General features: G+C 67.2%; 24 protein-coding genes. 10 read left to right on the plus strand and 14 right to left on the minus strand.

All coding sequences use genetic code 11. The features are described from left to right. Positions 1-28: 28 nt before the first annotated feature. The 3 genes from rfbD to rfbA are packed head-to-tail and all read right to left on the minus strand — an operon-like array spanning position 29 to position 3,315. The gene (gene rfbD / locus ACZZZQ_RS01280; protein ID WP_463506730.1) at positions 29-1,444 is read right to left on the minus strand and encodes a dTDP-4-dehydrorhamnose reductase; all 1,416 of its coding nucleotides are present in this window, start codon (positions 1,442-1,444) and stop codon (positions 29-31) included. A 3-nt stretch (positions 1,445-1,447) separates the two neighbouring features. Then, positions 1,448-2,446, minus strand: a complete 999-nt coding sequence (rfbB, locus tag ACZZZQ_RS01285; RefSeq protein WP_463506731.1) for a dTDP-glucose 4,6-dehydratase — start codon at positions 2,444-2,446, stop codon at positions 1,448-1,450. Continuing rightward, positions 2,446-3,315, minus strand: a complete 870-nt coding sequence (gene rfbA / locus ACZZZQ_RS01290; protein ID WP_295104846.1) for a glucose-1-phosphate thymidylyltransferase RfbA — start codon at positions 3,313-3,315, stop codon at positions 2,446-2,448. The genes rfbB and rfbA overlap by 1 nt, the downstream gene beginning before the upstream one ends. 104 nt (positions 3,316-3,419) lie before the next feature. On the opposite strand from rfbA, the gene ACZZZQ_RS01295 reads away from it, so the two are divergent. Genes ACZZZQ_RS01295 through ACZZZQ_RS01310 form a run of 4 tightly spaced genes read left to right on the plus strand, consistent with a single transcriptional unit; the run spans position 3,420 to position 7,825 of the window. Then, positions 3,420-5,711, plus strand: a complete 2,292-nt coding sequence (locus tag ACZZZQ_RS01295) for a hypothetical protein (RefSeq protein WP_463506732.1) — start codon at positions 3,420-3,422, stop codon at positions 5,709-5,711. Between the two features lie 37 nt (positions 5,712-5,748). After that, positions 5,749-6,504, plus strand: coding sequence for a glycosyltransferase family 2 protein (locus ACZZZQ_RS01300; protein ID WP_053095631.1), 756 nt, complete (start codon positions 5,749-5,751; stop codon positions 6,502-6,504). Further along, the gene (locus tag ACZZZQ_RS01305) at positions 6,501-6,899 is read left to right on the plus strand and encodes a DUF2304 domain-containing protein (protein ID WP_053095630.1); all 399 of its coding nucleotides are present in this window, start codon (positions 6,501-6,503) and stop codon (positions 6,897-6,899) included. The genes ACZZZQ_RS01300 and ACZZZQ_RS01305 overlap by 4 nt, the downstream gene beginning before the upstream one ends. Continuing rightward, on the plus strand, positions 6,896-7,825 hold the full coding sequence (locus ACZZZQ_RS01310) for a glycosyltransferase (protein WP_053095629.1): 930 nt from the start codon (positions 6,896-6,898) through the stop codon (positions 7,823-7,825). The genes ACZZZQ_RS01305 and ACZZZQ_RS01310 overlap by 4 nt, the downstream gene beginning before the upstream one ends. 27 nt (positions 7,826-7,852) lie before the next feature. Here ACZZZQ_RS01310 and ACZZZQ_RS01315 read toward each other — a convergent pair whose 3' ends face one another. Continuing rightward, positions 7,853-8,854 (minus strand): glycosyltransferase, encoded by a 1,002-nt coding sequence (locus ACZZZQ_RS01315; RefSeq protein ID WP_400340726.1) that lies wholly within the window; start codon positions 8,852-8,854, stop codon positions 7,853-7,855. A gap of 110 nt (positions 8,855-8,964) precedes the next feature. Here ACZZZQ_RS01315 and ACZZZQ_RS01320 point away from each other — a divergent pair, with 110 nt between their 5' ends. Together ACZZZQ_RS01320 and ACZZZQ_RS01325 are read left to right on the plus strand one after the other, a co-directional pair. Further along, positions 8,965-10,227, plus strand: coding sequence for a lipopolysaccharide biosynthesis protein (locus ACZZZQ_RS01320; protein ID WP_372984657.1), 1,263 nt, complete (start codon positions 8,965-8,967; stop codon positions 10,225-10,227). After that, a complete protein-coding gene (locus tag ACZZZQ_RS01325) occupies positions 10,220-10,993 on the plus strand; it encodes a glycosyltransferase (RefSeq protein WP_463506733.1) in 774 nt (257 codons plus the stop codon). The genes ACZZZQ_RS01320 and ACZZZQ_RS01325 overlap by 8 nt, the downstream gene beginning before the upstream one ends. Positions 10,994-11,024: 31 nt before the next feature. Here ACZZZQ_RS01325 and ACZZZQ_RS01330 read toward each other — a convergent pair whose 3' ends face one another. The 4 genes from ACZZZQ_RS01330 to ACZZZQ_RS01345 are packed head-to-tail and all read right to left on the minus strand — an operon-like array spanning position 11,025 to position 16,430. Beyond that, the gene (locus tag ACZZZQ_RS01330) at positions 11,025-11,915 is read right to left on the minus strand and encodes a glycosyltransferase (RefSeq protein ID WP_056278159.1); all 891 of its coding nucleotides are present in this window, start codon (positions 11,913-11,915) and stop codon (positions 11,025-11,027) included. Further along, positions 11,912-13,852, minus strand: coding sequence for a DUF6541 family protein (locus ACZZZQ_RS01335; RefSeq protein WP_372984654.1), 1,941 nt, complete (start codon positions 13,850-13,852; stop codon positions 11,912-11,914). Before ACZZZQ_RS01335 ends, ACZZZQ_RS01330 begins: the two co-directional genes overlap by 4 nt. Further along, positions 13,849-14,751 carry a glycosyltransferase family 2 protein gene (locus ACZZZQ_RS01340; RefSeq protein ID WP_056278153.1) on the minus strand — a complete coding sequence of 301 codons (903 nt, stop codon included), beginning with the start codon at positions 14,749-14,751 and terminating at the stop codon, positions 13,849-13,851. Before ACZZZQ_RS01340 ends, ACZZZQ_RS01335 begins: the two co-directional genes overlap by 4 nt. Continuing rightward, the gene (locus ACZZZQ_RS01345; protein ID WP_463506734.1) at positions 14,745-16,430 is read right to left on the minus strand and encodes a glycosyltransferase; all 1,686 of its coding nucleotides are present in this window, start codon (positions 16,428-16,430) and stop codon (positions 14,745-14,747) included. Before ACZZZQ_RS01345 ends, ACZZZQ_RS01340 begins: the two co-directional genes overlap by 7 nt. Before the next feature lie 231 nt (positions 16,431-16,661). Between ACZZZQ_RS01345 and ACZZZQ_RS01350 the strand changes: the two genes are divergently transcribed. Continuing rightward, the gene (locus tag ACZZZQ_RS01350) at positions 16,662-17,495 is read left to right on the plus strand and encodes an ABC transporter permease (RefSeq protein WP_053099057.1); all 834 of its coding nucleotides are present in this window, start codon (positions 16,662-16,664) and stop codon (positions 17,493-17,495) included. After that, positions 17,479-18,222: an ABC transporter ATP-binding protein gene (locus ACZZZQ_RS01355; RefSeq protein WP_053095621.1), complete on the plus strand. Its 744-nt coding sequence runs from the start codon at positions 17,479-17,481 to the stop codon at positions 18,220-18,222. The genes ACZZZQ_RS01350 and ACZZZQ_RS01355 overlap by 17 nt, the downstream gene beginning before the upstream one ends. 49 nt (positions 18,223-18,271) lie before the next feature. Here ACZZZQ_RS01355 and ACZZZQ_RS01360 read toward each other — a convergent pair whose 3' ends face one another. Next, a complete protein-coding gene (locus ACZZZQ_RS01360; protein WP_463506735.1) occupies positions 18,272-19,345 on the minus strand; it encodes a glycosyltransferase in 1,074 nt (357 codons plus the stop codon). Between the two features lie 109 nt (positions 19,346-19,454). Between ACZZZQ_RS01360 and ACZZZQ_RS01365 the strand changes: the two genes are divergently transcribed. Together ACZZZQ_RS01365 and ACZZZQ_RS01370 are read left to right on the plus strand one after the other, a co-directional pair. Beyond that, complete coding sequence (locus ACZZZQ_RS01365; RefSeq protein WP_463506736.1) at positions 19,455-21,215, plus strand: DUF4012 domain-containing protein; 1,761 nt, start codon at positions 19,455-19,457, stop codon at positions 21,213-21,215. A 143-nt stretch (positions 21,216-21,358) separates the two neighbouring features. Further along, the gene (locus ACZZZQ_RS01370) at positions 21,359-21,940 is read left to right on the plus strand and encodes a hypothetical protein (protein WP_053095618.1); all 582 of its coding nucleotides are present in this window, start codon (positions 21,359-21,361) and stop codon (positions 21,938-21,940) included. Positions 21,941-22,128: 188 nt separating this feature from the next. Here ACZZZQ_RS01370 and ACZZZQ_RS01375 read toward each other — a convergent pair whose 3' ends face one another. The 5 genes from ACZZZQ_RS01375 to ACZZZQ_RS01395 form a co-directional block, all read right to left on the minus strand. Beyond that, positions 22,129-23,499, minus strand: a complete 1,371-nt coding sequence (locus ACZZZQ_RS01375; RefSeq protein WP_222839157.1) for an LCP family glycopolymer transferase — start codon at positions 23,497-23,499, stop codon at positions 22,129-22,131. A gap of 80 nt (positions 23,500-23,579) precedes the next feature. Further along, complete coding sequence (purE, locus tag ACZZZQ_RS01380) at positions 23,580-24,047, minus strand: 5-(carboxyamino)imidazole ribonucleotide mutase (protein ID WP_053099056.1); 468 nt, start codon at positions 24,045-24,047, stop codon at positions 23,580-23,582. A 109-nt stretch (positions 24,048-24,156) separates the two neighbouring features. Continuing rightward, on the minus strand, positions 24,157-25,281 hold the full coding sequence (locus tag ACZZZQ_RS01385) for a 5-(carboxyamino)imidazole ribonucleotide synthase (RefSeq protein WP_187249410.1): 1,125 nt from the start codon (positions 25,279-25,281) through the stop codon (positions 24,157-24,159). 82 nt (positions 25,282-25,363) lie between these two features. Next, a complete protein-coding gene (locus ACZZZQ_RS01390) occupies positions 25,364-25,918 on the minus strand; it encodes a PH domain-containing protein (RefSeq protein ID WP_056278146.1) in 555 nt (184 codons plus the stop codon). A 57-nt stretch (positions 25,919-25,975) separates the two neighbouring features. Beyond that, positions 25,976-26,740, minus strand: a complete 765-nt coding sequence (locus ACZZZQ_RS01395; protein WP_463506737.1) for a biotin--[acetyl-CoA-carboxylase] ligase — start codon at positions 26,738-26,740, stop codon at positions 25,976-25,978. Position 26,741 lies beyond the last annotated feature (1 nt).

Consider the following 26,741-nt stretch of genomic DNA (forward strand, 5'->3'; position numbering starts at 1 on the left):
GGAGCGTCTGCGCTCCGCAACGACACGCTCACGACCCGAGATAGTCCCTGAGGAGCTCGTCTCCCACGCGAGGGGTGAAGCCGATGCTCTGCACCCGGGTCAGGTCGAGGACGCTGTTCGTGGGGCGCGGGGCGACGGGCGACGTCGCCGCGGCGAAGTACGCGTCAGTCGACACACCCGTGACCCGCGCCGGATCCTCGCCGACGAGTTCGAACACACGGCGGGCGATGTCGGCCCAGGTGACGCTCTCGCCCTCGGACGTCAGGTTGTAGACGCCGAACGGCGGGCGGGTCTCGACGACGGTGCGGATGAGGCGCGCGATCTCTTCAGCGAACGTGAGTCTCCCCCGCTGGTCGTCGACGACCTTCGGGTCGACTCCCTTCGCGGCCAGCGACGCCATGGTGCGCACGAAGTTCCCACCACTCCCGATCACCCACGAGGTGCGGACGATGTAGTGACGAGGGGCTGTGGAGACGGCGAGATCGCCCGCCGCCTTCGACTGGCCGTAGACACCGAGTGGACACACGACGTCGTCCTCCGTGTACGGTCGCTCGGCGGTTCCGTCGAAGACGTAGTCACTCGACACATGCACGAGGGTGATGCCGTGCTCCGCAGCGATGCGAGCGAGAGCTGCCGGTCCGGCGGCGTTGACCGCCCACGCATCCCGCCTGCCCTCGGGCGTCTCCGCACGATCCACGGCCGTGTACGCGGCGGCGTTGATGATCGTGTCGTAGTCGCGCCACCGTCGCGCGTCGGTCAGAGTCGTCGATCCGAGATCGAAATCCGCGCGCGTCGTCCATTCGACGCTGCCGACGCCTTCGAACTCGGCTCGCAGCGCGGTTCCCAGCTGCCCGCCCGAGCCGATGACGAGGGTCTTCTTCGGGGCGACCGGCTCGACATCCGCGAGACGCGGGTGTGCGAGGTCCTTCGCAGACACCTCGGCCTCGGCGAGCGGGATGGGCCACTCGATCGCGACGGTCTCGTCAGCGAGATTCAGGAACGAGTACGAGGCGTCCGGCGACCAGTGATCGTTCACGAGGTAGGTGTACGCGGTGTCGGGCTCGAGGGTCTGGTAGGAGTTGCCGACGCCGCGAGGCACGAAGATCGCCTTCGAGGGATCCAACTCCGCCGTGAAGACCGCTCCGAATGTCGGGCCTTCTCGCAGGTCGACCCAGGCCCCGAAGATCCGACCGGTCGCGATCGACACCCACTTGTCCCACGGCTCGGCGTGGATCCCGCGAGTCGTGCCGACGGCGTCGTTGAAGGAGACGTTGTTCTGCACCGGACCGAAATCGGCGAGGCCCAGTGCGGTCATCTTCTCGCGCTGCCAGTTCTCCTTGAACCACCCACGCGAATCGCCGTGCACCGGCAGATCGAAGATCTCGAGCCCCGGGATCGTCGTCTCAGTGCGGCTCAGGGACTTGCCGAAGTCGATCTCGGTCATCGGTCACTGCCCCTTGGAGGCGTAGAACGCCTCGGTCTGATCCTTGGACGGTGCCCACCACGACTCATTGTCGCGGTACCACTCGATGGTGGCCGCCAGTCCGGACTCGAAGTCCGCGAACTCCGGCTTCCAGCCCAGCTCCGTGCGCAGCTTCGTGGAGTCGATCGCATACCTAAGATCGTGACCTGCGCGGTCGGTGACGTGGTCGTACGCGTCTCGCGGCTGGCCCATCTCTTCGAGGATCAGTTCGACGACGTCCTTGTTGTTCCGCTCGCCGTCGGCTCCGATCAGATAGGTCTCGCCGATCTGACCCTTCTCGAGGATCGTCAGCACTGCAGACGAGTGGTCGTTCGCGTGGATCCAGTCCCGGACGTTCTCGCCCGCCCCGTAGAGCTTGGGACGGATGCCGCGGATGACATTGGTGATCTGCCGAGGGATGAACTTCTCGACGTGCTGATAGGGGCCGTAGTTGTTGGAGCAGTTCGAGATCGTCGCCTGCACGCCGAACGAGCGGACCCAGGCACGGACGAGCAAGTCGCTGCCCGCCTTCGTCGATGAGTACGGCGACGACGGGTTGTACGGAGTCTGCTCGGTGAACCGCTCGGGGTCGTCGAGCTCGAGGTCGCCGTAGACCTCGTCGGTGGAGATGTGGTGGAACCGTGTCTCGTGCTTGCGCGCGGCTTCGAGCAGCGTGTAGGTGCCGATGATGTTGGTGTCCAGGAAAGGACGGGGGCTGTGCAGCGAGTTGTCGTTGTGCGACTCCGCCGCGTAGTGCACCACGGCGTCCGCCTCGGCGGTGAGCCCGTCGACGAGCTCGGCATCGGTGATGTCGCCGTGCACGAACCGCACACGGTCTTCAGGCAACCCCGCGAGCGAGGCCCTGTTGCCGGCGTAGGTGAGCGCGTCGAGGACCGTGACGGTGTGGTCCGTGTGCTCGACCACATAGTGGACGAAGTTCGACCCGATGAATCCGGCGCCTCCGGTGACGAGGATGTTCGACATCAACGACCTCTTTCCAGGGTCTCGAGCAGGTATGTGCCGTAGCCGGACTTCACGAGCTTCGTGGCCCGTTCACGCAGTTCGTCGTCGGTGAGGAAGCCCTGGCGCCAGGCGACCTCTTCCGGCACGCCGATGCGCAGCCCGGTGCGGCGCTCCATGGTGCGCACGTAGTCACCGGCATCCGACATCTGATCGAACGTTCCGGTGTCGAGCCACGCGGTTCCGCGAGGAAGCACCTCGACCTGGAGCCCGCCGCGCTCGAGATATGCGCGGTTGATGTCGGTGATCTCGTACTCGCCGCGAGCGCTCGGCTCGAGGGTGCGGGCGATCTCGACCACGTCGTTGTCGTAGAAGTAGAGTCCGGGCACGGCGTAGTTGCTCTTGGGGTGCTCCGGCTTCTCCTCGAGAGAGACGGCGCGACCGTCGGCGTCGAACTCGACGACACCGTAGGCGTTGGGCTCTGCGACCCAGTAGGCGAACACGGCACCGCCCTCGACGTCCGTGTAGCGCTTGAGCTGGGTGCCGAGCCCCGGACCGTAGAGCAGGTTGTCACCGAGCACGAGGGCGACCTTGTCGTCGCCGATGAAGTCGGCTCCGATCACGAAGGCCTGTGCGAGGCCGTCCGGCGACGGCTGCTGCGCGAACGTGAGATTGACCCCGAACTGCGACCCGTCACCGAGAAGACGCTCGAACTGCTCGGCGTCGTGAGGCGTGGTGATGATCAGGATGTCCCGGATCCCCGCCAGCATCAGCGTCGACAGCGGGTAGTAGACCATCGGCTTGTCGTACACGGGTATCAGCTGCTTGGAGATGCCGATCGTGATCGGATGCAGTCGGGTTCCTGAGCCACCAGCGAGAATTATGCCTTTCACCCCCATATCGTGCCACATCCCAGCTGGGACTCAGACAGGCACGATTTACTTGCGTCACATCGTTCACACTGGCATCGTCTGTGCATTTCCGTCACAATGAGCAGGTGACCGGCTCAAAATCCCCCCACCTGCTCGGCCTCATCGCCAGTGCAGCGGCTGTCGTCTTCGCCGCATCCCTGCTCGTGGCGACGCCGGCCAACGCCGTCGCGCCCTCCTCCTCCGGCGCTCTGTCGACTGCGGGGGCCACGCTGACATCCTCGACCGCGGTGACGGGTTCCGCGGACGCATCCATCCGGGACACCGCGAACCTCGCGCAGTTCAAGCCGGGGAACATCATCTCCGATGGCGTGTTCTTCCAGAGCGACACCATGTCCGCCGGCCAGATCGACTCGTTCTTCCGCGGGAAGGTGGCTTCGTGCCGAGGTGGGTACGTCTGCCTCAAGGACTACCGTCAGAACACACCGAACCGTCCTGCGGACAGCTACTGCCGCGGATACTCCGGAGCACCGAACGAGTCGGCGGCGACGATCATCGCGCGGGTCGCGCAGTCCTGCGGCATCAACCCGCGGGTGCTCATCGTCATGCTCGAGAAGGAGCAGAGCCTGGTCACGCACACGTGGCCGAGCACCTGGCGCTTCGACATGGCCCTCGGCCAGGGGTGCCCGGACACTGCGCCGTGCGATCCGGCCTACGCAGGCTTCTTCTACCAGATCTACGGCGCCGCCCGGCAGATGCAGATCTACGCCGAGGGACGCTGGTTCACGTACTACGCGCCGGGGAAGACCTGGAACATCCTCTACCACCCGGACCCCAACCGGGCCTGCGGGTCCGCCCCGGTCAGGGTCGAGAACAAGGCGACCGCCGCTCTGTACTACTACACGCCCTACCAGCCGAATCGGGCGGCGCTCAACGCCGGATACGGCACCGGGGACGGATGCTCCAGCTACGGCAATCGCAACTTCTACCAGCTCTTCACCGATTGGTTCGGCAGCACTCAGACGACGGGCGCCGCTCCGGCCACCCTCGCGCAGGTGCCGGGTCGCGCGGAGATCTACCTCGTGCAGTCCGGTGTCCGCCACCATGTCGTCGCTGCGGAGGACCTCGCCGCGCTGCGGTCGAGGCTCGGCGGTGCCGTGTCCGTGGCCGCGGCGTACCTCGACCCGATGCCCGAGGGCAAGCCGGTCACGCGGTACGTGCACGACCCTCGCACCGGGACGCTGTACCTCCTGGAACCGGACGGCACCCGCCATCGCTTCGTCGACGCTGCTCAAGTCGCTCTGTTCGGATACGCGTTCAGCTCGTACGTCAACCTCACCGGCACTACTGCGGACCGATTCTCCGAGGGTGCCCCTGTCGGTTCGTTCTTCCGCTCGGGGGCGGACCCCGAGGTCTACCTCTACCAGGGCGGTCTGCGCAGGCATGTGGCCAACCAGCAGACCTGGCTCGAGGTCTCCAAAGGAACATCCGGGTACGTCGCGTCGATGAAGCCGTCCGCGGCCGCATCGATCGGCAACGGGCTCCTCGTCATCAAGGCGAACAGCCTGATCCGCGCCGCGGGAACACAGGATGTGTTCCTCACGCTTCTCGGCGACCGCCTGCTGCGCGTACCGAGCACCGCCCTCGCCCGTGAGTTCGGCGCTGCCGGCATCACCGTGGTGCCGAGCAGCTCGGTCGCAGCCAACACGAGAGTCGGTTCGACGCTCACCCCCGTCGTCTCGTGCGGCAGCAGCACTCTGATCGCCGCGGGCGGCAAGCTCCATCCGGTGTCGGGCACGCAGTATGGCGGCATCAAGCCGACCACGCTGGGCAGCGGGGAATGCGGCGCGATGCCCCGCTCGAAGACCACGGTCTCCGCACCTCTGTTCATCCAGCCGCAGGGAGCCCCGGAGATCTACGTCGTCTCGGGCGGCACGCTGCGTCATGTGCCGTCCCCTGCCGACCTGCTGGCCCTCAACGGGTCCAGGCCGTTGAAGGTGCTGCCCTGGTCACCGGCCACCGTCGAATGGTTCGGCACCGGTGCGGCGAACCTGCCCGAGAAGTCGTTCGTGCGCTTCACCGGGCGCGAGGAGATCTACCGATACGAGAACGGGACGTTGCGTCACGTCCGCAGCATCACGACCCTGCTCCAGCTGAACGGGGGAACCGCGCCGCGCGAATACGTGCTCCCGGGTGATCAGCTGTCGCGATACAAGGTGGGATCCCCTCTGCTGACCAGCGGAACCGACTTCGTGCAGTTCACCGGCGCGCCGGAGATCTACTTCTACGAGAACGGCAAGCTCCGACATGTGACGTCGATCGGGGTTCTCCTCCGGCTCGGTGGAGGGCGTGCACCCGCAGTGCTCCAGCTCGCCCCCGCCTTCAAGGCCGACTACGCCATGGGCGCTCCGATCACGTGATCGTCGCGTTCGGCCGATCGGATAGGATCGGTGAACTATGAGCTTGTCGTCGGACCGTGTCCTCGTGATCGTCCCCGCATGGAACGAGGCCCGCAACGTCGGACGCACCGTGCACGAGATCCGGGCAGCGAGCGCCGACTTCGATCTGCTCGTCGTCGACGACGGATCGACCGATGACACGAGCGCGGTCGCGCGAGAGGCCGGCGCCACGGTCATCTCCCTCCCCTTCAACCTCGGCGTCGGCGGAGCGATGCGCACCGGCTTCACCTACGCGAAGCGCCACGGCTACACCCGGGCCATCCAGGTCGACGCCGACGGCCAGCACAACCCCGTCGACATCGCGCGAGTCCTCGACGGTCTCGACACCGCGGACATCTCGATCGGCGCACGTTTCGCGGACGTCGGCGACTATTCGGTTCGCGGCCCGCGCCACTGGGCGATGGTGTTCCTGGCCAAGACCGTGTCCCGGGTCGCGAAGACCCGTCTGACAGACGTGACGAGCGGCTTCCGCGCTGCCAACAGCAGAGCCATCGAACAGTACGTCCGCTATTACCCCGCCGAGTACCTCGGCGACACCATCGACTCGCTCGTCGCAGCGTGCCACGCCGGATTGACGGTGACGCAGGTGCCGGTGGCGATGCGCCCGCGCGTGCACGGCACCCCGAGTCAGGGCCCGATCGGAGCATCGATCTACCTGCTGCGTTCGGTGTTCACCCTCGGCCTGGCGATGCTGCGACGACCCGGTTCGACGAGTCGGTCCACATCCGTGGGCGAACCGGAGGTCGCACGATGATCGTCATCGTCGGGATCGCTCTCGCTCTCGTCATCCTCGCACTGGTCTTCTGGATGCTGCTGACGCGACGTCTTCGCGAGAAGTACGCGGTGATGTGGATCGTCATCGCGCTGAGCGTCCTGCTGCTCGGGATCTTCCCCCAGCTCCTGCTCTGGGCGACATCGCTGCTCGGCGTGCAAGTGCCGGCGAACCTGCTGTTCGCTCTCGCGATCACCCTGCTCCTGGGAGTCGCGCTGCACCTCTCCTGGGAGCTCTCCCAGGCAGAGGACGAGATCCGCCGCGTCGCGGAGGAAGCGGCGCTGTCGCGCGCCGAGATCGACAGGTTGGATCGCCGCATCGCCGCTCTGGAGGCTCAGCACCGCGGCCGCGACGCCGACAGCGCTCCCCCGGCATGACGTCCGGAGCCCCGAGCGCCGATGTCTGGGGCGTCGTCACCGTGCATCGCCCGGCACAGGTGCCTCCGCTTCTGGGAGATCTCGCTCCGCAAGTCACCGGCATCATCGTGGTCGATGACGGCAGCGGTGCAGAGTTCGACGTGATCCGCGCGGACATCGCATCGACCGGTGCGCAGGTGATCACGTTGGAGAGCAACCGCGGCATCGGTGCGGCACTGAATCACGGCATCCGCTGCGCCATCGAACACGGCGCGAGCGCGGTCGTGACATTCGACCAGGACTCGACCATCGCCCCCGGCTTCGTCGCCGCTCTGGGCGCCGCGCACGAGCATGCGCGCGCGCACGGCGTTCCCGCGGGCCCCGTGGTTCCGGAGTTCTTCGCGGACGTCTCCCAGGCCGGGTCATCGACGCCGCAGGGAGTGGTCCACGCCGCCCACGCGATCCAGTCCGGCATGTATCTTCCGTCAGAGGTGCTCGAACGGGTCGGGCTGATGGACGAAGCCCTCTTCATCGACCTCGTGGATACGGACTTCGAGATCCGCTGCCTGGATGCCGACCTGCCGTGCATCGTCGCCCCCGGCCTCCGCCTGCCCCACCGCCTGGGTGCACGCTACCGGGTACCCGGCCCGCTCGGAGCGGTGCTTCCCACCCTCACGCTGAGCACGCCGTTCCGGTACTACTACAGGGCGAGGAATCGGATCGTCGTGGGACGGCGGCATCCGCGTCATCGGGCGCGCCTGCGTCGCGACGCGCGAGCCGACTACGCGTACTTCCTCATCGCGTGGATGCTGGCCAGGCCCCGATCCACCATGCGCAAGCTGCTCATCGCGGGGTTCCGTGACGGACGCGCTGAGCGCCTGGGCAGGATGAGCCCGGAACTCGCCGCTGACGCCGCTCGAGTCACCTGGCGCGCGCGCCCTGTGTGACCGGCGCGAGATCTGCGAACGGACCGCTCAGCGTGCCACCGTCGGAGTGCGCCGCCGGCCCCGGATCAGCCACCCCGCTGCCCAGCTCGCGACATAGGCGATGACGAAAGGCGTCGGGACGGCCCGCGCGCGGCGAACCCTCCGCAACATCCCCAGGGTCACCGGCAGTCGCCGACCCGAGCCGAAGAGCCGATCCAACTCGATCGCGCGTGCCGCGCGGGGATCACGCTCCAGGAGCGTCTGCGCCATGAGCTGGCGCCACCCCACATAGATCCAGAACAGCATCCGGGTCATCGCGGACGGCGTCGCCGCCCCCTCGTACCGCACGGCGAACGTGACGGCATTGCCCCAGGCTCTCCGCAGAGTCGCGATCGGTCCGAGTCTCAGCCTGCTCGGGTCGCCGAACACGTTCGCGGAGTGCTGCACGTAGTCCTGCACGACCTCATCCACGATGCGACCGCCTCCCTGCGCCATCCCGACGACAGCGAGCCAGTGATCGTGCGCGACCGTGTGTGAGGAGAGGCGGGGAAACGGCAGCGCCGTCGTCAGCAGGTCTCGGCGGAAGAGGCACAACGAACCGGTGAACTGATTCACGATCATCGTCGATGCCGGGTCGAGCTGCCGGCGGTCGGTGAATCCGAGCACCTCGTCACCGGGATGGGACACCAGACGCGCCTGCCCGGAGACGATCGCCGAATGCGAGAGGTACGGGAGCAGCTTCTCGAGCTTGTCGGGATACCAGAAGTCGTCCTGGTCGCTCAGCGCCACCCACTCGGTCTCGGCGGGCACCGCTGCGAGACCCCTCTCGAAGTTCAGGTAGAAACCCAGGCGTCTGCCGTCCGCGACGATGCGGAAGCGCTCGTCCCCGGCCGCGACCTCGGCGACGACCTCCTCGACGGTCTCCAGTTCTCCGTCGACGGAGATGATGCACTCCCAGTCGGTGACCGTCTGATCGCGAATAGAGGCGAGCTGGCGGCTGAAGAGTTCCCGGGAAGGTCGGTAGGCGGCGAGCACGATGACACCAACCATGGGACCCTGACCTCTCGTTCACGCCGACTCAAGTAGTCTAGGGTCGCACGCGTTCACGTCCGCGCCATCCGGAATGGTGTCGGGCCGCAATGGTCCGAGGAGTCCCATCGATGAAGGTTCTGCTGTCACGCTTCGCGGGCTTCAGCGCCGTTCCTCTGATCTCATTCATCGCGCCGCTGTTCCTGCTGCCGATCATCCCGAACGTCTTCGGTCTGGCGGCGTGGGGCTCCGTGGGCACGGCTCAGGCCGTGGGAACCGTCTGCGCGATAGTCGCGGGATTCGGCTGGAACATCTCGGGCGGAGCGCGCATCGCGCTCAGTGCCGACGACGACGCCCGACGTCAGCTCTTCGGTGATTCGTTCTGGTGCCGCGGACTGCTCGTCGTCGCGGCGGGACTCGTCGGTGCCGCCCTCAGCTCGGCCCTGGTTCCCCCCGAGTTCCGCCTTGTCGCCGCCCTCGTCACGCTGGCGACCACCGCCGCGGCCATGACCGTCGTCTGGTACGCAGTCGGCGTCGGGGATGCGCGGGTCGTCCTGCTGTTCGAGACCGTGCCAGTGAGCCTCAGCGTCGCTCTCGCGATCCCGCTCCTCCTGCTCACCGAGCAGCTGCTGTGGTATCCGGTCCTCACTCTGATCGGCTTCCTCACCGGCCCGCTGCTTCTGAACCTCCGCCTCTACCGACGACCCGTGCCTCCGTTCGCCGGGCGGCGCGTCCTGCGCGCATATCGCGCGAACGTCTCGGTCGCCGCGGCCGAGACGATCGGCGGAACCTACACCTCTGCGCCCATCCCGCTCGCCCAGGGCCTCCTCGGCGCGACGGCCAGTGGTCAGGCGACCTCCGCCGACAAGTTCTTCCGCATCGCCCTCTTCGCCGTCACGGTGCTGTCGAACACTCTGCAGAAGTGGGTGCTCGAAGTGTCTTATGCGCATGGCCGGGCGCGCCGCCATCTCGTGGCATTCGGCCTCCACACAGCCCTCGCTCTCTTCGGCGGTACGGCGCTGGCTCTGCTCGGCCCTGTGCTGTCCACGCTCCTGTTCGGCCGCGCGGCGACGCCCGAGATCGCCGTGTTCCTGGGCTTCGGCGCCACCTTCGCGCTGACGAGCCTGACGACCCCCTTCATCCGCAACGTCCTGGTGCCGGCCGGCCTCAACCGCTACGTGCTCTACGGCACCCTCGGCGCCGCTGTCGTCGGAGTGCCGCTCATGATCTGGGCGTCCCAGTGGGGTCTCAGCGGGATCATCGCCGGCCTCGCCGCCTCGGAGCTCGTGATCCTCGCCGTCGTCGGGTCGGCCGGAACACATCATCTGCTGCGGGAGAGGCGGGCGGCTTTCGCTCTCGTGGCACCGTCTGAGCGAGGAGTCGCACATGACTGAGACCGTGTGCGTATGCATGGCGACGTACAACGGCACAGGGTATCTGCGCGAGCAACTCGACTCGATCCTCGCGGGACTGCGGCCGGACGATCAGGTCGTCATCGTCGACGACGCGAGTACCGACGGCACCGTCGCCCTTCTCGAGACATACCGCGATGCGCGCGTGACCGTGTACAGAAACCCGAAGAACCTCGGTTACGTCAAGACGTTCGAGCGTGCGCTGTCGCTGGCGGACCGTGACGTCATCTTCCTCTCCGACCAGGACGATGAGTGGGTCGCCGGGCGTCGCGACCTGTTGGTCGAGGCACTCCGCGACCGCTCGATCGCCGCCGGCGACCTGGTGCTGCTCCCTGACGACTCGCCACTGAGCTCGCCGCTCACCGGACGACCCTGGCGCCTCGCTCCGCTGCCCTCGGGCGGATCGCTGGCGAACGAGCTGCGTCTGCTGGCCGGCGATGCCCCCTACTACGGCTGCGCGATGGCGATCCGACGTGAGGCCTCGGAGCTGATCCTGCCTTTCCCGGGGTTCCTGGTCGAGTCCCACGACCTGTGGATCGCGACGGTCGGCAACACGGCCCGTGTGCTCGCGCATGTGCAGAGCCCGGTTCTGCGACGTCGGCTGCACGATGCCAATGCGTCGGCACCGAGGCCACGGGGTCTCCGAAAGGCTCTGCAGTCGCGGTGGATGCTTCTCCGTGCCTGGCGCGAGGCATCACGTCGCGTCGCCGCGGCACGGCGACTCAGCCGAGGCCGCTCAGCCCCGTAGACAGCGGCTGAGCCGCTTCCCGTGCCGACCCTCAGCGGGGATCCGCGACGTGCGCCAGGGCCGACCGCACACCCCGCGCCGTGCCATGCCTCAGGACGAGGGGCAACGCGGCGATTCCGTGCAGACGGGACATGAGGCGTACTCGCGCGGTCCGCGCTGTGCGGCTCCATCCCCGCGCAGCGGCCGATCGACGCGCGATGCGGTAGTACCGACGCTCGTCGAGGAAACGGCTGCCGTCGAGCAGCGTCTTCTGAGACGCGCTCGCCAGATGACGCCGATAGGAGAACGCGAGCGGCGGCGTATACGCCAGCGTGCCCCCGTCGAACGCGATGTCCATGAGGAGAGCGAGATCCTGGATGACGGCGAGGTCATCCGTGAAGTCGATCCTGCGCAGCGTCTCGACCCGCAGCGAGAGCGAGGGCCAATACAGCCAGTTGCCCCGGATCAGCGTCGTGGCCATGTCAGGGCCGTTGAACACGGTGATCCCCTGGCCCTTCGGGGTGAGCAGGCGCTGCTTGATCCGATCGACGAGGGGCAGCACGACCGCGCCGCGCTCATCGATGACCTGGACTCCCGGCTGGATCACATCCGCGTGGGGCACGGCACGCGCCGCGGCGCGGACGACCGCCACGTAGTTCGGGTGCAGGAGGTCGTCGCAGCCGAGGATCGTGACGAAGTCCCCGGACGCGCGGCGGACCGACTCCCGGAAGTTCTCGGTGATCCCGACGTTGTGCTCGTTCCGGGTGTAGATGATCCGCTCGTCCGACTCCTCGTCGAAGTGCGCCGCGACGGACTCATCGGGATAGCAGTCGTCGATGATTGTCAGCCGCCAGTCCGGGTCCGTCTGGGCGCGCACCGATTCGACGGTCTCGTAGAGCTGTTCGGGGTCTCCCCAGAAAGGCACGAAGATCTCGTACGTCATGAGCCGAGTCCGCACGAGACGATCTTGTAGAGCTTCGCATCTCCGCGCTGCTCGACGAGCTCGACGTAAGGCGAGCTCTCGAGGTCCTCGAGTCCCGAGTAGTCGCCGTCGTTCTCCTGGAAGTCGCCGTCGGCGCTGAAGTCGAGGACGTACGCGACACCGGTGTCCTCGAGGGCGTCGCACACCTGCGGAGAGTCGCCGTCTGTGTTCAGCTTCGTGTTGATCGCCTCGGCGTCGTCGGTGAGATCCATCAGGAGATGCGGCATGAGGACGCGTCGCCCGCTCACGCCATAGGCGAAGGACGCTCCGGTCCACGGGTCCCCCGCGATGACGGCATCCTCGGGAACGAGCTCGTCCAGATCCTCCATGAGATCGAGCTCGTCCGGAGACAGGATCGGCCCACCCGGTCGCAGCTCGTAGGTGAACTCGATATCTGCTGCGGCCTGCCGGATCGCGGCGTTCTGGGTGACTCCGACGAGTGCGATCACGACGACGGCGATCAGGACGATCGGCAGACGCTCGGAGAAGCGCCTCACCGGCGCGAGCAGCCGCTGGCGCAGAAGCCACGTGACCAGCACGATGCCGCCGAGCGCGGCGAGCGGGAGGACTCCGATCGCCCAGAACGCGGCGATACGAGGCGGGTTGTTGTACCACGGGGCCGTGAACCAGAACCGGAGCGTCTCATACGGTGACGCCGACACGATGATATAGAGCACGGCGGAGATGACCGCCATCGCCAGGACCGACCACCGCGCATAGGTGCCTCGGCGGATCACGCTGTACGCGCCGATGATCATCAGAGCGGTGATCCCGAGCGAACTCGGGTAGCCGTACACGCTCGCCGCGACGACCTCTCCGATGGAGTCGGGCACGGTGTTGATGATGGGCCAGTAGATCTGGCTTCCGGGGGGACGCACGACCTGCAGGAGGACCACGCCGACGGCGGCGTAGGCGACGAGCAGGCCGATCGCGATCACCCGCGGGCGTCCGGGAGCCCTCATCTGATGCAGAAGCCTGGCGAGGACGAAAGGCACCGTGAGAGCGACGACCGCCATGAGAGCCCCGGGGTGCGCGACACCCAGGCCCGGCACGACGAGCACCAACAGCAGGGCCCAGTCCTGGCGGCGCGACACTCGCCCGGGCCTGAGCAGCCACCAGGCGACGACGATCGCGGCCGGAGCCACGGCCAGGCCGAGGAACAGCGGATAGAGCACCCCGTAGTGCAGGAGCAGGAAGGGGAACGCGGGGAAGGCGGCAGCCAGAGCGCCCGCGATCACCGTCATGATCTGGTTTCGTCCCAGAAGCTCGCGCACGAGGAACACCGCGCCGATCGGCCAGACGACCGCCGCGACGACGATGATCATCGCATTGGTGGCGAGGGGCACGGATGCCCCGCTCAGGGCGACGACGATGGAGACGAGCGCGTGCCATCCGGACGGGTAGAAGGGGACGCCGGCCGGCGACGTCATGCTTCCCAGCCACAGCGGCGATGCGTTCCCGGTGTCCAGGACGTACTGCACAGCGTTCAGATGGAAGAAGTTGTCGTAACGCTGTGAGAAGAACTCTGGGTCGTGCATGCTCCGCACGAGCACGAACGCGATCAGCGCAGCGGGCACTGCGATGGAGACGATGATCGCGACCAGCTGCCTCGCGCTCACGTGCGTGCGTGGTCGCGCCGGGACTCCGACGTGCTTCGACCAGAAGAAGGCGGCGAGCGACGCCACCGCGGTGAGTACGAGGACGGGCAGGATGCTCCATCGGATTCCCACGAAAGGCGCTGCGATGGCGGCGACCGCGACGAGGGAGACGCTCAGCGCCGGTGCCAGCGCGAGGAGTCTCATTCCGCGCAGGCGGAGGAGGAAGCCGAGCAGGAGTCCCGGGAGGAAGAGAAGAGCTCCGGTGACGATCAGTGCGGGCAGGATCGAGACCCAGCTCACGCCGCCTCAGCCTCCGGGTAGCGGACCTTCGGATTGAAGGTGATGCCCTTCAGCCACTTGCCGAGCAGCTTCGCGCGCAGATCCAGCGGGACGCGACCGCGGTGCAGGCTCACGAAGAGCCGTGCGCCGAACTCGATGAAGTACAGGAATCCGCGATGGTGCAGCTGCCAGGAGGCCTCGTTGCGCACGCCGTACGAGAACTTCCAGAGGCTCTTGCGGTCGACCATCGCGAAGTTCACTCCGCGGTTGTCGCCCATGTCGTGGACCACGACGCTGTCGAGCACCTGCACGCCGGGGCAACGAGCGGTGAGGCGAAGGGTGTACTCGCGGTCGTCGAACCAGATGAAGTACTCGGAGTAAGGAAGCCCGTACTCCGCGATCGCCCAGCGTGGAATGAGCACGGAGACGAACGAGCACGCTGTGACCATGACATTGTTCTGGCCCTTGACGAGCAGACGACCCCAGTCCCACGTCGTCACGGGGTTGTTCATCTCGCAGATGCTGCCGTCGGTGAACTCGACGACGGAGCATGCGAAGGGGACGTCGCCGCCGAGTTCCTGGACGGCCCCGTCGAATCCGGCGATGAGGCTCTCGAGCGCTTCCGGCTTCGGATAGCAGTCATCGTCCATGATCCACACGTGGTCCGCGCCGGAGGCGTATCCGCGCAGCATCCCCTCGGAGAAGCCACCCGCTCCCCCGGAGTTGGTCGACATGGTCACGACTTCGAGGGGGACGGACGTCTCGAGGGATGCCAGGTACTCCGCCGTGCCGTCGGTCGAGGCGTTGTCGATGACGAACAGCGTCTCGACGGCGTGCGTCTGCGCCTCGATCGATGCGATCACCGTCTTCAGCTTCTCGAGCCGATTGAACGTGACGACCACTCCAGCGACACTCACCATGAGCCCACCTCTTCCTTGAACCATGAACTCGCGGACTGCTGGGACAGCAACTTCTTCTCCGCCTTGCGCTCCTTCCGCCACAGCGCTTCCCTCGACTCCTCGTCGTCGACGAGCGGGGCCACCGCCTCGGCGAGCCGACGAGCGGCGACACGTGCGTGACGCGGAACCAGAGCGGATTCGGGGATGATGTCGCTCTGTGCCCCGACATCCGTCGAGATCACCGGCACGCCGTGTGCGATCGCCTCGAGCGTCGTGAGCGTGAGTCCCTCATTGTGCGACGCGACGACGAGCACATGCGCTTCATCGAGCGTCTCGGAGACAGGGGTGTCCGAGCTGCGTCGGACGATGTCCTCCCCCAGCCCCTCGGCACGGATGATGTCATCGACCCAGCTCGACAGCTCGCCGCCGCCGTGAAGGATGAAACGCAGCGAGTATCCCTGGCGCTTCAACCGCCTCGCCATGGTGATGTACACCTCGGGCGCCTTCTGCCGGGCCATCCGGCCGATGAACGCGACGGTGAACTGCTCACCCGCGGTCCGCGGACGGAACACGGCATCCTTCGGCTTCACGGTGAGTCCGCCGAGCGGTGCCATGACCACACGGTCAGCAGGGATGCGCTGCACATCGGTCATCCAGCGGGCGAGGCTCGGCGAGATGACGTGATGCGTCGTGATCGATCGGGACGCGATCGCACTGCTCAGCGGATACCCGCCGCCGGTGTACTCGACGATGTGAGTGCTGTCGATGATGGGGATGCCGGGACGCGATGCGGCGATCCAGGCGACCCGGTCGTACAGCCACTGGTTGTGGTGGATGACGACACCGCGCACGTCGAAGGTGCGCAGCAGCGAGCGGAGCAGCGGTTCGACGCCGGCGGTCTGCGAGGTGACGGTGGGCTCGGAGAACGGGATGAGCAGCGCTCCGTCGAGCTCGGGCCGCGTGACCCATGGCTGGTGAGAGTCCCGATTGGTCAGCACGATGGGAAGGAAGCCGGCTTCGCGCACCAGACGCACCGTCTCGAACGCCCAGAGTTCGGCGCCACCGAGCTCGAACCAGTGGAGTCCGATGATCACGGCCTTCGGCGCCCCGTCGAGAACCGGGCCGGCCGGCACGATCACGTCGTCCTCGTGTGCGCCCCCCGGACGGAACTCCGCCTCGTAATCGCGAGGCTCGATGGCCGTCGTGAGCTTGCGGCGGAATCTGAGCAGCGAGAGGTCCCGGGCGTCGTCGTAGAGCAGCGGCGCGCGCGACTTGACGCTCCGTGCGATCCGGCCGACCAGGCCGGGACGCTGCGGGCGGTAAGGGTCCGAGTCGAGCACATCGTCGGATGACACGTGCAGATGCCTGGCGGGCGACGCCACGAGACGGGCCGAGGCCGCTTCCGCACGCTCGGGCTCACGCTCTTCGACGGAGACGGAGCTGACGATGTCGAAGCTCACGATGCGGTGTCGGTTGTTCCTCGAGAGTCCGTCGAACGTGCTGTCGTCGGTCAGTCGAGGCGTCGTCTCCACCGAGCCGTCGTAGAGATGGATCCGCAGCTTTCGCTGAGGTGCCATGAGCGCGTGGAAGTTCAACGCGCCGACGAGAAGGCGGCGTTCGCGCTCCGACAGATCGGCGCCCGTCTGCGGGTCCTCGAAGCGGAAGAGTGCAGGCTGATCGAGAGCTTGAAGAGGTGTCACGGATACAGTTTGCTTTCGGATCGACGGACGCACGAGACCTCCGCGATCCTACCAGCGGCCCAGCCCCTGACCCTGGGTTGCGCCTGTGCCGCGCGTTCGGACGCATCCCCATCGATCTGCCAGGGACACCGCGCGGAGGATCGTATGATTGCTCTCGGTGCGCCCGAGACCGTCGGCGCCTCGGAAGGTGGAATCGCGGTGCAACAGGCTCGCACAGCCGACGACCAGAGAATGACGACTCCTGGCGCGAATCGAGGGCTCCTCGAGGTCTTCCGGCAACGGCATCTCCTCTCGCTCATCGTGCGCAAGGAAGTCCAGATCCGGTATCGGGGTTCCATCTTCGGCTGGCTGTGGTCGTACGTGAAGCCACTCGTGCAGTTCGTGGTGTTCTTCGTCGCGATCGGCGTGTTCCTCGGCCTGAACGACCGCGTCGACTACTTCCCGATCTATCTGCTCTCGGGCATCACCGTCGTCACCTTCTTCAACGAGGCGTTCTCCAACGGCACCCGGTCCCTGGTGGACAACGCGGCGCTCATCAAGAAGATCTACCTGCCTCGCGAGATGTTCCCGATCGCCAGCATGATGATCGCCGCCGTGAACACGGTGCCGCAGATCATCGTCGTGATCGCCATCTCGCTGTTCTTCGGGTGGGCGCCCACCTTCGCCTCGCTCGGCGCCATCCTTCTCGCACTCGTCATCATCGCCGTGCTCGCCAGTGGCCTCGGGCTCTTCTTCGGGTCGATCAACGTGACGTTCCGCGATGCGCAGAGCTTCGTCGAGATCATCGTGATGGTCGCGATCTGGGCCTCCCCCGTGATGTACGAGTGGACGCAGGTCGCCAATGTCGTACCCGACTGGCTCTTCGTCCTCTATCGACTGAACCCCATCACCGCCGCCGTGGAGCTCTTCCACTACGGCGTCTGGTTCCCGCTCGGGCCTGACGCGTCCCCGCTCCCCGACGTGTGGATGTACGGGCTCATCGCCCTCGTGACGTCTCTCATCGCGCTGGTCATCGGCCAGCTCGTCTTCCGCCGACTGGAGGGCCGCTTTGCCCAAGATCTCTGATGCGCAGCCACTTCCGCGGATCATCATCGACGACGTCCACAAGACCTTCAAGCTCCGGCACACGCATTCGATCAAGGAGACGGCTCTCGCCGCGATCCGTCGCAAGCCGCTGACGACCGACTTCCACGCCCTGGACGGCGTGTCGTTCGACATCCAGCAGGGCGAATCCGTCGCTCTCCTCGGTTTCAACGGATCGGGCAAGTCGACGATGCTCAAGCTGATCTCGGGTGTTCTCGAGCCCGATGCCGGCACCGTGCTCACTCGCGGCCGCATCGCCGGCCTGATCGAGGTCGGCGCGGGGTTCCACCCCGATCTGTCCGGACGCGAGAACATCTTCCTCAACGCCGCGATCCTCGGCATGAGCAAGAAGGAGACCGAGGCTCGGTACGACGAGATCGTCGCGTTCAGCGAGATCGAGCAGTTCATCGACACCGAGGTGAAGCACTATTCGTCCGGCATGTTCCTCAGACTCGCGTTCTCCGTGGCGATCCACACCGAGATGGACGTTCTGCTGATCGACGAGATCCTCTCCGTCGGCGACGAGCCGTTCCAGAAGAAGTGCCTCGCTCGCGTGCGCGAACTGCACGCTGAGGGGAAGACGCTCGTCGTGGTCAGCCACGACCTCAACATGGTCTCGAACCTGTGCGACCGCGGCATCCTGCTTCAGAAGGGCAAAGTGCGCTTCGACGGACCGAGCGCGGAAGCCGTCGAGGTCATGCGCTCCTGAGACCCCGCTGACGCTGTCGGCGAGCTCGACGACAGCGGTGACGGTCCTCTCAGAGATCCGCGTGGAGTCCCCACACACGCTCGGCCGCGCCGAGCCAGGAGAACGACCTCGATCGATCCGCGCCGAGCACGCTCAGACGCCGTGCGCCGTCGCCGACCGCATCGACGACGGCCTCGGCCATCTCGGTCGACGGCACGATCGCGCCCCCGTCAGCGATCACATCCTGATGGACTCCGCTGTCGACGGCGACCACCGGCACACCGAGGGTCATGGCCTCGACCGCACGCCATGGCCACGCAGCGCGTGGGCTGGTCGCGACCAGCGCCGACGCCCCGGCGAAGACGGCCGCCCGATCCTCCGTCGACAGAGCGCCGCGGATGTGGGCCCGTGCTTCAGGCAGCCCTGCGGCCACTGCGACCTCGACGAGTCGCGGCTCTGCCCCCTCCGGAGCGTCGAGCACGACGGCATCCCTGCCGGACGCGACAGCTGCCCGGAAGCCGTGCTCGAGCGACTGCGCCGATCCGGTGAGCAGCACATACCCTTCCGTCAGGGACAGAGCGGCTCGTCGTTCTCGCGCGTCGAGGGGCATCACCAGAGCAGTTGGGGCGGCCCCAGGGATGACGCGGATCCGTCCGCTCAGCTTCGCGATCTCCGTCAGTCGCTCACCGACCGAGTGGGAGGGCACCACGACGGCATCCGCGTGCTTGACGGCTCGCTTCAGCATCGCCCGCTGCCAGGCGACCACGGACTTGGTGAGCGAATCCGGCTCGTCCCACGCCTGCAGATCCCACAGCGTGACTGTCGTCTGATCGAGGTCGTGCAGGCGGTCGTGACGCACCAGCGGAGCCATCAGGGTCGGCGAGTGGATGAGCCCCCCGCCCACCCCGGGGACGATGCCCAACTGCCAGGACGCCGCGAGCTCGCGCCGCGCGAGTGACAGTCTGCGCACGTCGACCAGACCCGGGATCTGCACGTCGACGCCCGACGGGACGATGGCCTCGACCTCGCACCCGGAGGGGGCGGTCGAGATGAGCGCAGCGGTGAGGTCCGACGCCGCTGAGGCGTGGTCCGCGTGCACGACATGCGTCAGCTGATCCAGAACAACACGCAGCCGAGCACCCATGCGACAACAGTAATCGCCCACCCGCCCCGAACCTGGGAGCAGCACCGGGTGCGCGGAGGATTGCGGGGCCGTCCGCCGCCGATATCTCGCTTCGTGCTTGAATGCAGGGGTGAGTGACGGACGTCTGCCTGTGCGTCGTCGATGGTTGCGGTGGACCATCGGCGTGATCGTGACCCTCATCGTGCTCGCGATCGGCTGGGTGGGCATCCGCGGAATCGGTGCTGTGAACGATCTGCAGCAGGTCTCCGCGTCGTCATCGAAGCTCAAGCAGGCGATCGGGCAGGGTGACCTCGACACGGCCGCGGCGCTCTCTGCGCGCATCGCTCACCACGCGGGGTCCGCGCACGACCTGACATCCGATCCGATCTGGTCAGGCTTCGGTCTGCTGCCCTGGCTCGGACCGAACTTCTCGGCGGTGAGCGACGTCGCCGAGATCGCCGACGACGTCGCGTCGGACGCGCTCGTTCCGGTGCTGGCCGCCGCTGAGGAACTCGATCTGGCGAGTCTGGGCCTCTCGGGTGGCGTCGTGGACCTCACGCCTTTCGCGCAGATCGAGCCCCCGTTGGCTGAGGCGAGTGCCACGCTGACCTCTGCGGAGACGCGAGCGCTCGACATCGACGCGGGCGCGACGATTCCTCCACTCGCCGATGCCGTGAGAGAGATGCGATCGGCCGTCACGCAGGCTGCCACCGTCGTGGGAGCGCTGCATGGAGCGTCCGCACTGCTGCCCAGCATGCTCGGCGGCGAGGGTCCCCGCAATTATGTGCTCGCGATGCAGAACAATGCCGAGCTGCGATCGTCCGGCGGCATCATCGGGGCGATCGCCCTGCTGCACGCCGAGAACGGCCGGATCACGCTCGTGCAGCAAGCCTCCGTTCCGGACTTCCCCTCCCTCGACACGCCGCTGCCGTTGAGCGAGTCGACCGTCGCCCTCTTCGAGGACAGCCCCGGTCGGTATATGCAGAACCTGACGAGCATTCCGGACTTCACCGAAGCGGGCCCCGCGATCGCGGCGCGGTGGCAGAACCGATTCGGGCACCCCATCGATGGCGTCATCGCGGTCGACGCCGTGATGACGGAGAACCTCGTCGCAGCCACGGGCCCGCTCACCTTCGGGCCGTTCAGCGCGACGAAAGACACCGTCGTGGGCCTGCTGATCTCGGAGATCTACGCCAGCGTGCCCGATCCGGCGGCGCAGGATGAGATCTTCTCCCAGGCGGCGGGAGCGCTGCTGTCCGCTGCACTGACCGAAGCGGCCCCGAAGGATCTCGTCGCCGCCCTCGCCGAGTCGGCCGACGAGGGACGCATCCGCATCTGGAGCGCGCATGAGGACGAAGAGGCGATCCTGTCGGCGTCGACGCTCGGCGGGGCGCTGCCCGAGGACGGCCCCCAGACCCACGTCGGCGTGCTCTTCAACGACACGACCGGCGGGAAGATGGACTTCTACGCGGACGCGGCCATCACGACGTCGATCGGCACGTGCGACGGCGAACCGACCACGCAGGTGACGGTGACCTGGAAGAACGACGCGCCCGCGGACGCCGGGACGGCGCTGCCGCCATACGTGACCGCTAACGGGTTCTACGGAGTACCCGCCGGGTCGACCAGGACCCTGATCACCGTGTACGGCCCCGAGGGCGCGACCCCGTCTCATATCGATCGCGACGGAGAAGAGGTCAGTGTGCAAACGGCTCTGCTCGGCTCCCGCTCCGCCGTTCAGCACGAGGTGCTGCTGGCTCCGGGCGAATCGTCGACGATCACCGTCGAATATCAGGGAACCGGTGCCGGAGAACGACTGACGGTGGTCGATCACACCCCCATGGTCACCGCACCCGACGTGTCCCGCGAACAACTGCGTTGCGCGTCGTGACTTTCCTGTTTCGATGATGTAGGGTCATTCTCACTGGGGAATATCTGAGTTCTGCAATTCTGTCGTGGGGACAGGAAGAGCTCACGCAGTCGGATGCAGGGGTGTATCCGAAGGCGATTCCGCGTGTATTTCTGGGGAGAATCATGCTGAAGAAACTGGCTGCCATCAGCCTTACCGCTGGCGTACTCGTGCTCATGGCACCTGCTGTCGCCTCCGCCTCGCCGGTCGTTCCGACCGAGTCCGACTCGTATGCCGGCACGCCGCGGGTGAGCGTCGATGATCCGATCATCGACATCTGCGAAGTGTCCACCGTCGTCTTCGGCGCAGGCTATTTCCTGCCGTCTGAGAACGTCGGAGTGTCGGTCTCGGGCCTCAACGCGGGCGACTCCGCTGTCTCGGGCAACACGGCCGCGGCGGACGGCAGCCTCGTCGTCACCTTCCGCCCGCCGGCCGACGGCGAGGGCTCCTACGCACTCGCCTTCGACGGGTCGCGGTCGTACACGGCGACGATCACCGTCTCGCACGGCCACGATTCGGCGGTGAGCTGCGACCACGATCCCGGTGTCGCGGCCGCGGGCACGGAGCTTCCGCTCACCGGCGGCGGGCTCGAGCTCGCTCTCACGGGTGGCAGCGTCTCGCCGTGGGTTCTCGGAGGTGGGGCAGCTGCTCTGGTGGCTGGTGGAGTACTCGTCGCCACAGGCGTCACGCGCCGTAAGCGCGCCTAGGTCAGGTCCCCGCTTTCAGCGGGAACCGACTGGACGACGGTGATCCCTCCCCTCCGATCACCGTCGTCTGGTGAATCCGGTCCTGAACCGGAGGCCCACGGCCACCACCTTCACTCTCAGGTGGCGGCCGTGGGCTCACTCATGCGCACCGGCCGTTCGAGGGAGAACATCCCGATCGACGCCACCGCTCACGGAGTCGGCGTCGGCGTCTCCGTCGGCGGGTGCAGCGTCTGCCGGACCAGCTCGTGGATGTACCCGTAGTCAGGTGTGTGCTCGTCCACCCCGTTGTCAGGAGTGAGCTCGATCGTGGCGACGGTCTGCTCTCGGGCCTTCGTCATCAGGTCGAAGAACTCGGGCAGCTTGTCCTGAGGCAGATCGGTGCTGATCAGCGCGGTACCCGCGGCAGCGACCTCGTTGAAGCGCGTGAGCACGGTCTGCGGGGTGAACTGCGCGAGGATCGCCTCCTGCAGTTCGCGCTGGCGCTTCATCCGATCCCAGTCGCTCGTCGTGTACCGCGATCGCGCATACCACTGCGCCGTGTCACCGTCCATGTGCTGCTCGCCGACCTCGATCCACCCGATCGCCCATGCGTCGACGTCATACGGGTCGGTGCCCTCGGGTGGGCCCCCCTTGGGCAGCCGCTCCGTCACAGTGATGTCCACACCGCCGAGCGCGTCGACGAGCGCAGCGAAGCCGTGCATGTCGACGAAGACGTAGTACGGGATCTCGATGCCGAGAACGCCCTCCGCCGCATCCTTGGTCGCCTCGATGCCGGGATCGGAACCGTGCGATGCGGCGTCCGGGTACAGGCCGGTGCCGTTGTCGTCACGGCAGATCTCTGCGGCATTGCGCACGTGGTTCATCCAGCCGTTCCAGCCGCACGCGCTGGAGCTGTGGCCCTCGAAGCCGTTCGGATACAGAGCCTGCATCGGGCTTCCCTCGCTGAAGGGTGCATTGGGCAGCTCGCGCGGGATCCCGGTGATCGTCACGGCGCCGGTGGTCGCGTTCACCGAGACCACCGAGATGCTGTCGAACCTCATCGAGTCTCGGCCCTCGCCGCTGTCCGCTCCGAGCAGCAGGATGTTGTAATACCCCTCGCTCGGCGGCAGGCTGGGCCCGCTCTGTCCGAAGATCGTGCTGATCGTTCCCCGCGCTGTGCCGACGTACGACGCCGCGTATGCCGTTCCGGTTCCGACGAGACCGAGCAGAAGCAGGGCGACGAGTGGGATCGCGAACTTGGACGGGCCCGGGACCCTGACCAGTCGGACGAGCCGCAGCACATCGAAGGTGAGCACCACCCACAGCACGAGGTAGGCGATCAGCAGCACCTGAACGAGAGTCAGGATGACCGCGGAGAACCAGCCTCCGCCGACCGTGAGCCACAGCAGCACAGGACGAGCGAACAGCGCCAGCCCTGCGCCCACGATCACGAGCAGCCATGCGGTCAGCGTCGCCCCGAGACCGAAGCGTCCGAGCCTGCGATTGCCGGCGAGAACCTGGGCAGAACCGGGCACCAGCAGGTTGAGCAGCACCAGCCACCACCCGCGTTTGGTCATCATCCCCGCATCGGCGGTGTTCGGATGCCGGATCGGGCGGCTCTCGATCAGTGGTCGCGCCGTACCTCGCGGCGGCGCAAGGGTCACAGGGACCCCTTCAGCCGATCGTTCTTCTCCTCGACCTGCGCTTCGAGGTCGAGCGCGTAGGCCTCGACACGATCAGCGAGGTCGTCGTCGGAGGTGCCGAGGATCCGCGCCGCGAGGATGCCCGCGTTGCGCGCTCCCGCTATCGACACCGTCGCGACCGGGATTCCGGCGGGCATCTGCACGATGGAGAGAAGCGAGTCCATCCCGTCGAGGTACGCGAGCGGAACGGGGACTCCGATGACCGGCAACGCGGTCATCGAGGCCAGCATCCCGGGAAGATGAGCGGCCCCGCCGGCACCTGCGATGATCACACGGATGCCGCGACCGCGCGCTTCCCGCGCGTACTGCATGAGCTTGTCGGGGGTGCGGTGCGCCGAGACGACCTCCACCTCGTGCGGGATAGCGAAGTCGCTCAGCGACTGAGAGGCGTCGCTCATCACGCGCCAGTCGGAGTCGGAACCCATGACGACGCCGACGAGGGGCGCGGTGGAGGAGTGCAGTGGCTCAGTCACCCACTCAGGCTACGGTCTGGTGCTGGGAGAAACCCCGAACGGCACACCCCTGACCGCACGCTCAGTCGAAGTGCGCCGCCGCGGCGCGCGCGACGTACACCGCGTCGTCGAGGTCGTCGCCCGTCACATTGACGTGCCCGACCTTGCGACCCGGTCGCGGGCTCTTTCCGTAGGTGTGGATCTTCGCCGACGGATGCTCGGCCATGGCTCCGGCGAAACGGTCGCCGAGCGTGCCGGTCTGCGGCCCTCCGAGGATGTTCACCATCACGGACCACGCCGCCTGAGGCGCGGTGTCGCCGAGGGGCAGGTCCGCGACAGCGCGCAGGTGCTGTTCGAACTGCCCGGTCACCGCGCCGTCCTGGCTCCAGTGGCCGCTGTTGTGCGGACGCATGGCGAGTTCGTTCACGAGGATGCGCTCATCGTCGGTCTCGAAGAGCTCGACCGCGAGCATCCCGGTGACCCCGAGTCCTTCCGCGATCGATCGACCGATCTCCTCGGCGACCCGGACGAGGCGCTCGGCCGCATGAGGCGCCGGCGCGATCACCTCTGCGCACACGCCCCCGCGCTGCACCGTCTCGACCACCGGGTAGGCGACGATCTGGCCGCCCGGACGACGAGCCACCTGCTGCGCGAGCTCGCGCACGAATCCGACCAGCTCCTCGACCAGCAGCGCCTCGCCGTCGGCGAGCCCGTCGAACCAGTCCTGAGCCTCGCCGGCCTCTCGGACCACGCGGACTCCCTTGCCGTCGTATCCGCCGCGGGGGGTCTTCACGACACCCTGCCCGTCGTGCTCGTCGAGGAATGCCTGCAGCTCGGAGGAGTCGCGCACCGGCGCCCAGTCCGGCTGAGGAACCCCGAGCTCTTCGAGCCTCGCCCTCATCAGGAGCTTGTCCTGGGCGAACTGCAGGGCGTCCGGCCCCGGGTGCACGGCGACCCCGTCGGCGACCAGTGCCCGCAGCACCTCCTGCGGCACGTGCTCGTGGTCGAAGGTGACGACGTCCACGTCGCGGACGAACGCGCGGACGACCTCGAGGTCGTGGTAGTCGCCGACCGCCGTCGCGGCGAGCTGCGCGGACATCCCCTCGTCCTCAGCGAGCACCCTCAGATCGAGTCCGAGTTCGACCGCCGGAGCGATCATCATCCGAGCCAGCTGGCCTCCACCGATCACACCAACGCGCAGCGCCATGGGCCGCCTCCATTTCGTCCTGACCATTCTCGCGCATCAGCGCGGGCGCCGTTCACGCGTCCCGCCCGACGCGGTACCGCGCTCAGAATCCGGCAGTGCCGTCGTGACCTGACTGCGCATCGCGGTGCGCCAGGATCTGGCTCACCTCGATCTGATCGGCCAGTGTCTCGTGCACGAGCGTCACGTTCGGGACATTGGGCAGACGCAACGGCGCATCGACCCCGTTCGAGAGGGTGATCGTTCCGACGCCCCACATCCGCTGGATCATGCCGCGGCGGACGCCGATCGTGTATCCCCGAGCGTGCGACATCTCCCGCCTGTTGCGGGCGCCGATACCGTGATTGACGATGACCCTCCGCGTGGTGAGAGTAACGGAGCGCGAGTACCAGATGACCCAGGGCACGACGACCAACAGGAGGACGATCGCCCCGGCTGCACTCAGCAGCATCCAGTTCTCGAACGGCGCCGGGAGGTTGTCGTAGAAGAAGGACGTCGCACCGAAGACGGCGATGAGCACGAGCGCCGACCAGAAGAGCCTCCGGGCGTGAGTGCGGAACCGGGCGATGAGCAGCTCTTCCGCGGGCGCACCCGGCGGTGGCATCGTCGGCCTTCCGCCGAGAGTCACGGGCTGAGTCACCCCTCCATTGTGCCCGCAACCGCCGACATCGCGGCTCGCGCGCCGGGCGTGTCAGACTCACGCCGGACGGACGTGCACCACATCTCCGGCAGAGATCGATGTCTCGGCACCCTCCCCCTGCACGACGAGCCGACCGTCCACGTCGAGTTTGGTGGCTCTTCCGACGAGGACGGAATCGCCGGGAAGGGAGACCCTGACGTCGAGACCGATCGTGGCGCACCGCTCGGTCGCGGCGGCGTGGAGACCGCTCGAGACGGCGTCGCCCGCTCCCCCGAGCTCGGCGACCAGCTGATCGAGTGCGCGCAGGTAGGTGGCGAGAAGCCTGTCGGCGTCGGCCTCGACGCCGAGGATCGCGAAGGACGTCGCGGTCGGCACCGGAAGCTCCGACTCTGTCATCGCCGTGTTCACACCGGTTCCGACGACGACGGCATCCGGAGTCGCCTGCGCCAGGATTCCGCAGATCTTGCGACCGTCGACCAAGATGTCGTTCGGCCATTTGACCGCCACGTCGTGGTCGGGAAGCTGTTCGGCGATCGCATCCGCCATCGCCACTCCGGCCGCGAGCGGGATCCAGCCTCGCGAATCCGCCGCCGAGGGCAGCCTCCGCAGCAGCACGGAGACGGCGAGCGATGCGCCAGGCGCGGATGTCCAGGAGCGGCCGAGTCTGCCGCGCCCCGCCGTCTGGTTGTCGGTGACGACAACGGACAGGTGCGGCGTCGACGGCGAATCGCGCGCTCGCTCGCTCAAGATGTCGTTCGTCGAGCCTGCTTCGGTCAGCACCTCGAGACGTGAGGCGACCGCGGCAGTGAGTGGAAGGTCCACG

This window comes from Microbacterium sp. AC132 (genome assembly GCF_979258525.1).